Origin of the sequence: Cryobacterium zongtaii, assembly GCF_002909375.1 — a bacterium.
GTDB classification, from domain to species: domain Bacteria; phylum Actinomycetota; class Actinomycetes; order Actinomycetales; family Microbacteriaceae; genus Cryobacterium; species Cryobacterium zongtaii.
In genome coordinates this window covers 519,613-528,721 of sequence record NZ_PPXD01000007.1, presented here as the reverse complement: position 1 = coordinate 528,721, position 9,109 = coordinate 519,613, and the positions used below count along the sequence as shown (strand labels likewise).

The following is a 9,109-nucleotide window of genomic DNA, read 5'->3' as shown; positions in this document are numbered from 1 at the left end:
CGACCGGCCCGCCGATGCCCACGGTGGGAGCCGCCCCGCCGGCCGGGGCCCCCGCGGTCGCGCCGCCGGGGGCCGCGCCGGTGCTGTCCATCCCCGCGTTTGTTCCCACGTTCCCCGGCTCGCCGCCGCCGCGCACTCCGCTGCCTGCGGTCGCTCCGCAGCGCGCGGCTGCCTCGCAGGCCGCATCCGTCTGGCAGCTCACCCTTGCCGACGGCCAGACCATCCCGGTGACGGGTTCGCTCGTGCTGGGCCGCGACCCGGCCCCGGTCACCCGCCGGGCCGCGACGATGGTCAGCGTGATCGACCCGGCCCGGTCGGTGTCGAAGTCGCACGCCCTCGTCGAGCTGGTCGACGGGGAGCTGTGGGTCACCGACCTGCACTCCACCAACGGCGTCACTGTCGGCGACGTGCACGGCGAACGCACTCCCGTGAATCCGGGCGTCCGCACCGCGATGGGCGCCGGCGTCAGCCTCTCCCTCGGTGAATTCGCCGTGCAGGTGTCGCGGCCCGACGCCTAGGGCTGTCCGGCTGTGCTGTCCGTGCTCGAGCCGGTTCCGCCAGGGCCTGTGCTCGAAAGCGGCGGCGTCTTGGGCAGCCGCAGTGCAGCAGCGAAGCCGAGCAGTCCGGCGAGGGCCAGGCCGGCGTAGACCACGGTGAGCGCCGTCTGCCGGGCCTCGGCGTTGATCTCGATGATCTCGGCCTGTTGGTCGGCGGGCAGCTCCGCGACGGCGTTGCCGAGCTGCGCGTCGCTGATGATCTGAGCCTTTTCGGTGACCGCGGTGTCCAACTGGGACTGTTCGGAGGAGGAGAAGACCGGACTCTCGTCGATCAGGCTTGTCGCCGTCAGGACGAACACCGACAGGATGAGCGCCCCGGCCAGGGATGTGCCCAGAGATGCGCCGATGTTCTGGGAGGTGTTGATGACCCCGGACGTTTCGTTGGAACGCTGCGGTTTCACCGACGACATGATCAGGTTCTGATTCTGGGAAGCGATGGTGCCCGCACCGAAACCGACCAGCGCCAGCCCCAGGATGAATTCGGTGCCGCTCGTCGCATCCCTGGCCAGCACCCCCATGGCCGCCGCGCCGAGCACGATGATGGCGAAGCCGGCGAGGATCACCGAGCGCGGCGCGAACCGGCGGCTGAACACCCGCCCGCTCACCGCCGCCGACAGGAGGACGGCCAGGGACAACGGCAGCAGGGTGAGCCCGCTCTGGATCGCCGAGTAATTCAGTTCCATCTGCACGTAGAGGGAGAGTGCGAAGATCGCGCCGGTCAGCACGAGGTACTGCAGCAGCTGCACGGCCGACCCCGACGAGACGGCCCGGATGCCGAAAAGGTTCAGGTCCAGGAGCGTGTCGTGGTGGTGGCGATCCCGGCTTCGTTCCACCAAGACGAAGACGAGGAGGAACACCAGGCCGATCGACACGAGGATGACCGTCGGTGAGATCTGGCCGGCGGTGAGCACGACCTGACCGAAGATCTCAACGTCAACGCGACTGATGAAAAGGCCGTAGGCCGAGGCCATCACGATGCCCAGAACCGCCGTGATGAGTCCGGCGGAGCTGAGGATGAACCCCGGCCAGTCGAAGCGGGGTTTCCGGCCCAGGAAGGGCGCATCCTTGATGATTTTCAGCTGGGTGAAGATGAACAGCGCCACGAACAGTTCGCTGGCGAAGGCCAACCGCCAGGAGAGGTACGACGTGAACAGGCCCCCGATGATCGGGCCGATCCCCGCGGCGATCCCCGCGATGGCGGCGAAGCCGGCGTAGGCCTTCGCCCGGGCGGGGCCGGCGGCGAAGTTCGACACGATCAGCGACATCATGGCCGGGAGCATCATGGCCGCGCCCAGCCCCTCGAGGAATGACCAGCCCAGGATGAACACGGTCAGCGTGGGGGAGAGCGCGGTGATGGTCGTGCCGACCGAGTACACGCTGAGGCCGATCACGAAGGCGCGCTTGCGGCCGATGATGTCGCCCACCTTGGCGCCGGCGATCATGAAGGCGGCCATCACCAGGGTGTACAGCGTGATGGCGTTCTGGATGCCGGTGACCGTCGTGTCAAAATCCTCCACGAGGGTCGACAGCGACACGTTCATGAACGTGGAGTCGACGACGATGATGAACTGGGCCAGCAGGATCACGATGAGCACCCTGCCAGTGGTCTTCGGAGCGGTCACGGTCGTCATGCGCACACCATACGTCGACCGTCCCCCCACGGCCATGGCCCGCCGACATCCGCGAACCGTGAGAAGCCCACCAGGATGCGCGATTTTTAGGGGCACAGCTCACAGTTCGCGGACTTTAAAGCGCGTGTTAGCCTGAGGTGTGCTGCAACGTCGACTTCTTCTTCTGTGCCGCGACGAGTCTCGTATCTAACAGGCCCACTCGTCGCGGAGTTTGTCGTTGGCTGACCACCGTTCCCGAGGAAGACGCACGAACATGACTAACGCAGTGATCACCGATCCACCCACGCCGGACATCCGCCCCCGCACGCTGGCCGAGAAGGTGTGGGACAAACACCTGGTAGCCAAGGGCGAGAACGGCACCCCGGACCTCATCTACATCGACCTGCACCTCGTGCACGAGGTCACCAGCCCCCAGGCCTTCGACGGCCTGCGCCTGGCCGGTCGCCCGGTTCGCCGGCCCGACCTGACGATCGCGACCGAGGACCACAACACGCCGACCCTGGCGATCGACCGGCCCATCGCCGATCTCACCAGCCGCACCCAGATCGAAACACTTCGCCGCAACTGCGCCGAGTTCGGCATCCGCCTGCACTCCCTGGGCGATATCGAACAGGGCATCGTGCACGTCGTCGGCCCGCAGCTGGGCCTGACCCAGCCGGGCATCACGGTCGTCTGCGGCGACTCGCACACCTCCACCCACGGGGCCTTCGGCGCCATGGCGCTGGGCATCGGCACCAGCGAGGTGGAGCACGTCATGGCCACCCAGACGCTGCCGCTCAAGCCGTTCAAGACCATGGCCATCACCGTCGACGGCACCCTGCGTCCCGGCGTCACCGCCAAGGACATCATCCTCGCCGTGATCGCCAGGATCGGCACCGGCGGCGGCCAGGGCTACGTGCTCGAATACCGTGGCAGCGCCATCCGCGCGCTCTCCATGGAGGGCCGCATGACGATCTGCAACATGTCGATCGAGGCCGGCGCCCGTGCCGGTATGGTCGCGCCGGACGCCACCACCTACGCCTACCTCAAGGGCCGCGCCCACGCGCCGGCCGGCACCGATTGGGACGACGCCGTCGCGTACTGGGACACGCTGGCCACCGACGAGGGCGCCACCTTCGACGCCGAGGTGATCCTCGACGCCGACACCCTCGAACCGTTCGTGACCTGGGGCACCAACCCCGGCCAGGGCGTCTCGCTCAGCGACACCGTGCCCAACCCCGCCGAGATCGCCGACGCCAACGAGCGCAGCGCCGCCGAACGCGCCCTCGAATACATGGACCTGGCCGCCGGTACCGCGATGAAGGACATCCGCGTCGACACCGTGTTCCTCGGCTCCTGCACCAACAGCCGGGTCGAAGACTTGCGCGCCGCCGCCGAGATAATCAAGGGCAAGTCCATTGCCGACGGCGTGCGGATGCTCGTGGTGCCCGGGTCCGCCCGCGTGCGGATCGAGGCCGAAGCCGAAGGCCTCGACCAGATCTTCCTCGCGTTCGGCGCCGAATGGCGTTTCGCCGGCTGCTCGATGTGCCTGGGCATGAACCCGGACCAGCTGGCTCCGGGGGAGCGCTGCGCCTCCACCAGCAACCGCAACTTCGAAGGACGGCAGGGCAAGGGCGGACGCACCCACCTGGTCTCCCCGCTGGTGGCCGCAGCCACCGCCATCCGCGGCACCCTCTCAAGCCCGTGGGACCTCGTTCAGGACGGCACGCTCGGCCACGAGGCCGTTCCCGCCGTTTTCGTCCCCGCCAGCGTCTAGGAGCAGTCGTCATGCAGAAATTCACCACCGTCACCGGTGTCGCCGTTCCCATGCGCCGCTCGAACGTCGACACCGACCAGATCATCCCCGCAGTGTTCCTCAAGCGCGTCACCAAGACCGGATTCGAAGACGCCCTCTTCTACGGTTGGCGGCAGGATCCTGAGTTCATTCTCAACCAACCGGCCTACCAGAGCCCCAAGGTCCTGGTAGTCGGCGCCGACTTCGGCACCGGATCTTCGCGTGAACACGCTGTCTGGGCGCTGCGCGATTTCGGCTTCGATGTGGTGCTGAGCCCCCGATTCGGCGACATTTTCCGGGGCAACTCGGGCAAGCAGGGTCTACTGGCCGGTCAGATCAGTGAGGACGACGCCGAGACACTCTGGGGGATACTCGAGGCGAACCCCGGAATAGAACTGACCGTGGATCTGGTTGCCTCTACTGCCAGTGTCGGCGACCTCACAGTCTCATTCGAGGTCGACGAATACACTAGATGGCGACTGCTGGAAGGCCTGGACGACATCGGCCTGACCCTGCGCGACGAAGCGCGAATCGCAGAATTCGAATCCCACCGGGAGCCCTGGCGCCCCCGCACTCTCCCCGCAAGGCAGGTAAATTTGTGATCATCGTCGGCGAAAACAATCAGGTCCGCGAAAACGTTCAAGAGAATGCAGAGCGCGGAAACGCGCAGAGTCACGGAGCCAATGTAGGCCTGGTCGGCGACAAGATCACCATCCGCGGCGGCCGCCCCCTGGTCGGTCGCATCGAGGTCAAGGGTGCCAAGAACCTGGTCACCAAGGCCATGGTTGCCGCACTCCTCGGCGAAACCCCGAGCATCCTGCGTGACGTGCCGAACATCAGCGACGTACGCATCGTGCGCGGCCTGCTCGAGGCCCACGGCGTCAAGGTGACCGAGGGCGACGAGCCCGGCAGCCTGCAGCTGGACCCGGTGGACGTGGAGAGCGCGCACTACGCCGACATCGACGCCCACGCCGGCTCCTCTCGCATCCCGATCCTGTTCTGCGGCCCGCTGCTGCACCGCCTCGGCGAAGCTTTCATCCCCGACCTCGGCGGCTGCCGCATCGGCGACCGCCCCATCGACTACCACCTTGAGGTGCTGCGCAAGTTCGGCGCCGTCGTCGAGAAGCAGGAGAGCGGCATCCGCATGTCGGCGCCGAACGGCCTCAAGGGCACCAAGGTGGAGTTGCCGTACCCGAGCGTGGGCGCCACCGAGCAGGTGCTGCTGACCGCCGTGCGTGCTGAGGGCATCACCGAGCTCAAGAACGCCGCGATCGAGCCCGAGATCATGGACCTCATCAACATCCTGCAGAAGATGGGCGCCATCATCACGGTCGACACCGACCGGGTCATCCGCATCGAGGGTGTCGACAGCCTGCAGGGCTACCAGCACCGCGCCCTGTTCGACCGCAACGAGGCCGCCAGCTGGGCCGCGGCCGCGCTGGCCACCGACGGTGACATCTTCGTCGGCGGCGCCAAGCAGGCCGAGATGCTCACCTTCCTCAACGTCTTCCGCAAGGTCGGCGGCGCGTTCGACATCCACGACGACGGCATCCGTTTCTACCACCCGGGCGGCGACCTCAAGCCCGTCATCATCGAGACGGATGTTCACCCCGGCTTCATGACCGACTGGCAGCAGCCGCTCGTGATTGCGCTCACCCACGCCCACGGCGTGTCGATCGTGCACGAAACCGTCTACGAGCAGCGCTTCGGCTTCGTCGACGCCCTGGTCGAGATGGGCGCCACCATCCAGATCCACCGCGAGTGCCTCGGCGGGCACCCGTGCCGCTTCGGTCAGCGCAACTTCAACCACTCCGCCGTCATCGCCGGCCCGACCAAGCTGGTCGGCGCCGACATCGAGGTACCCGACCTGCGCGGTGGCTTCAGCCACCTCATCGCGGCCCTCACGGCCGAGGGAACCTCCACCGTGAGCAACGTGGGAATCATCAGCCGCGGGTACGAGAACTTCATCACCAAGCTGCGTCTGTTGGGGGCTGACTTCGATCTCGAAGGATAATGGCACCGTGCCAGATACAGACGTGCCAGATTCCAACGCGCCAGATTCCCCGTCGTTACCGGTGACGAAGTCCGGCCGGGTGCGCTCCGAGAAGAGCAAACCCTCGATTTTCTGGCTGCTTGCCGTGCTCGTGCTGCCGCCGATGAACCTGGCCGCGCGCTACAAGATCACCGACGGCCACAAGTTCCCCCGTGAGGGCGCGTTCGTTCTCTCGCCCAACCACTACAGCGAGATCGATCCGATCGTGATGGGCATGGTCAGCTGGAAGCTCGGCCGGCTGCCGCGGTTCCTGGCCAAGGCGTCGCTCTTCAAGCTGCCCGTTGCCGGCTGGCTGCTGAAGAAGTCCGGGCAGATTCCGGTGCAGCGTGGCGGTTCGGTGCGCGGCAGCGAGCCCGTCAAGGCCGCCCGTCGGCTCGTCGAACGCGGCCAGATGGTGGTCGTGTACCCGGAGGGGTCCCTCACCCGCGATCCGGGCATGTGGCCCATGCGCGGCAAGAGCGGCGCCGTGCGGATCGCCCTGGAGCAGGGCATCCCCATCGTGCCGGCGGCGCACTGGGGCACCCAGCAGCTCATGGAGCGGTACTCCAAGAAGCTGCACCTGTTCCCGCGCAAGACCATCCTGGTCAAGATCGGCGACCCGCTCGACCTGGCCGAGTTCCGCGGCCGCAACCTCGATACGGCGACGCTGAACGAGGCGACCGCCGTGGTGATGGACGCCATCACCGCCCTGCTCGAGGACCTCCGCAACGAGACCGCACCGGCCAAGCGCTGGAACCCCTCTGAGCACGATCAGAAAGAGACCGGCCGTTTTGAAGCCTAAAGTCCAGCCAGGCACCCGCGTTGCCGTTCTCGGCGCCGGAAGCTGGGGCACCACGTTCGCGAAAATCCTCACCGACGGCGGAGCGGATGTGGTGCTCTGGGCCCGCCGCCCCGAGCTGGCGAAGGAGATCACCGAGGGGCGCCGCAACAGCGACTACCTGCCCGGTATCAACCTGCCCGTGGGCCTCCGCGCCACGTCCAGGCTCGATCTGGCCCTCGCCGGCGCCGATCAGGTCTTCGTCTCTGTGCCCAGCCAGTCCCTGCGCGAGAACCTCATCCAGGCCGAACCGTTCCTGGCGCCCAACGCCATCATCGTGTCGCTGATGAAGGGCGTCGAACGCTCCTCGGGTCTGCGGATGAGCGAGATCATCGAGCAGGTCCTGCCGATCGACCCGGCCCGCATCGCCGCGATCTCCGGGCCCAACCTCGCCCTGGAGATCGCCAAGGAGCAGCCCACGGCCGCCGTGGTGTCCTCGTCGAACCTGGATACCGCGCACGCCGTGGCCCTGTTGGCCACCACGAAGTACTTTAGGTCGTACGTGAACACCGACGTCATCGGCACCGAGTTCGGCGGCGTGCTCAAGAACCTCATCGCCGTGGCGATCGGCATCGTGGACGGCGTCGGCTACGGCGAGAACACCAAGGCGTCGATCATCACCCGCGGGCTCGTGGAGATGACCGACTTCGCCGTGGCCTACGGCGCCCAGCCGGAGACCCTCGCGGGTCTGGCGGGCCTCGGCGACCTCATCGCGACCTGCCAGTCCCCGCTGTCCCGCAACAACACCGCCGGCCGGCTGCTCGGCCAGGGCTACAGCTACAACGACGTCATCGCGCAGATGCAGCAGACCACAGAGGGACTCGCATCCGTGAGCCCGATCCTCGAGTTGGCGCGTGCCAAGGGTGTCGACATGCCCATCGTCGAACAGGTACGCCAGGTGCTGGCGGGTACGCTGAAGCCGCGGGATATTGCGCCGCACCTCACGACTGACTCCGGCGCACCGCAGGGTGAAAGGACCATTGATGACGGACAAGCTCACGGTAGCGCTGCTGTTTGGGGGGCGTTCAAGCGAACATTCGATCAGCTGCGCCACAGCGGGCGGGGTACTGGCCGCAATTGACCGGGACCGCTACACGGTCATCCCGGTAGGCATCACCCGCGACGGCACCTTCGTGCTCGAAGACGACGATCCGACCAAGTTCGCGCTGACCGCCGCCGCCCTGCCCGAGGTCACCGACAACGGGACCCGGGTGCTCTGGCCCGACAGCGCGCGTAGCCGCGAACTCATCGTCGTGGACGACTCCGGCCGCCGGAGCCTCGGCCCGATCGACCTGGTGTTCCCGATCCTGCACGGACCATACGGCGAAGACGGCACCGTGCAGGGGATGCTCGAACTCGTCGACCTGCCGTTCGTCGGCTCCGGTGTGCTCGCGTCAGCGTTGGGCATGGACAAGCACTTCACCAAGACCGTTCTGCAGCACTCAGGGCTGGCCGTGGCCCCCTGGCGAACCATCACCGCGGACGACTGGGCCGACGCGCCGGGGTCGGCTTACGCCGCCCTGGAGGAGCTGGGCCTGCCCGCCTTCGTGAAGCCGGCCAGAGCCGGCTCCAGCGTCGGCGTGAGCCGGGTCGCCAACTCCGACCAGCTGGCCGAGGCGATGGCCGTGGCGCTGGCCGAGGACGACAAGGTACTCATCGAGGCGGGCCTGGTGGGCCGCGAGCTCGAGGTCGCCGTGCTGCAGGGGCGCCCCGGCGAACCGGCGCATGCCTCCGTTGCCGGTGAGGTCGTCGTCACCGGCCGCGACTTCTACGACTTCGCCGCCAAGTACCTCGACGCTGCGGGCATCGAACTGCTCTGCCCGGCGGACCTCGCCCCGGCGGACCTGGCCGAGATGCAGGACATCGCGGTGCGGGCGTTCGAGGCCATCGACGCCGGCGGCCTGGCCAGGGTGGACTTCTTCCTCACCGCCGACGGCTGGGTGATCAACGAGATCAACACCATGCCGGGCTTCACCCCCATCTCGATGTTCCCCAGCTGCTGGCTGGCCAGCGGGTACACCTACCCGCAGCTGATCGACGAACTCATCGAGGTGGCCCTGGCCCGGGCAGCGCACAAGCGCCGCCGCACCTCCGCCGTCGTCACCGAGTAACGCAGACGCCGCCACCACTTGCCGTGAAACGCCCCCTTCAGCTGCCCTGAAGGGGGCGTTTGCCGTGAGTCGATGGGTGCGCCCTCCACGACTTTCCGCAGGATTCCCCTTCAGCTGCCCTGAAGGGTGTATTTCCGGCAACTCGATGAGGGGTGCGCGGGCCCGG

The 9,109-nt window shown here is 67.4% G+C and carries 8 protein-coding genes; 7 read left to right on the top strand and 1 reads right to left on the bottom strand.

From position 1 onward, the window contains the following. Positions 1-518: FHA domain-containing protein (locus C3B61_RS07260; RefSeq protein ID WP_208858781.1), on the top strand; the 518-nt coding region annotated here is incomplete at its 5' end. On the opposite strand, the gene C3B61_RS07255 is transcribed toward C3B61_RS07260, so the two are convergent. Further along, positions 515-2,188 (bottom strand): MFS transporter, encoded by a 1,674-nt coding sequence (locus C3B61_RS07255; protein WP_165791129.1) that lies wholly within the window; start codon positions 2,186-2,188, stop codon positions 515-517. The genes C3B61_RS07260 and C3B61_RS07255 overlap by 4 nt on opposite strands. A gap of 253 nt (positions 2,189-2,441) precedes the next feature. On the opposite strand from C3B61_RS07255, the gene leuC reads away from it, so the two are divergent. From leuC to C3B61_RS07225, 6 genes are all read left to right on the top strand, one after another. Further along, positions 2,442-3,944, top strand: a complete 1,503-nt coding sequence (gene leuC, locus C3B61_RS07250) for a 3-isopropylmalate dehydratase large subunit (RefSeq protein ID WP_103460011.1) — start codon at positions 2,442-2,444, stop codon at positions 3,942-3,944. Positions 3,945-3,955: 11 nt separating this feature from the next. Beyond that, on the top strand, positions 3,956-4,564 hold the full coding sequence (leuD, locus tag C3B61_RS07245; RefSeq protein ID WP_088456509.1) for a 3-isopropylmalate dehydratase small subunit: 609 nt from the start codon (positions 3,956-3,958) through the stop codon (positions 4,562-4,564). Between the two features lie 89 nt (positions 4,565-4,653). Then, entirely contained in the window at positions 4,654-5,976 is a 1,323-nt protein-coding gene (gene murA / locus C3B61_RS07240) for a UDP-N-acetylglucosamine 1-carboxyvinyltransferase (protein WP_165787962.1), read from the top strand. A 7-nt stretch (positions 5,977-5,983) separates the two neighbouring features. Beyond that, positions 5,984-6,796 (top strand): lysophospholipid acyltransferase family protein, encoded by an 813-nt coding sequence (locus tag C3B61_RS07235; protein ID WP_370289979.1) that lies wholly within the window; start codon positions 5,984-5,986, stop codon positions 6,794-6,796. Beyond that, a complete protein-coding gene (locus C3B61_RS07230; protein WP_088456508.1) occupies positions 6,786-7,913 on the top strand; it encodes an NAD(P)H-dependent glycerol-3-phosphate dehydrogenase in 1,128 nt (375 codons plus the stop codon). The genes C3B61_RS07235 and C3B61_RS07230 overlap by 11 nt, the downstream gene beginning before the upstream one ends. Next, positions 7,816-8,943: a D-alanine--D-alanine ligase family protein gene (locus tag C3B61_RS07225; RefSeq protein WP_103460010.1), complete on the top strand. Its 1,128-nt coding sequence runs from the start codon at positions 7,816-7,818 to the stop codon at positions 8,941-8,943. Before C3B61_RS07230 ends, C3B61_RS07225 begins: the two co-directional genes overlap by 98 nt. Positions 8,944-9,109 lie beyond the last annotated feature (166 nt).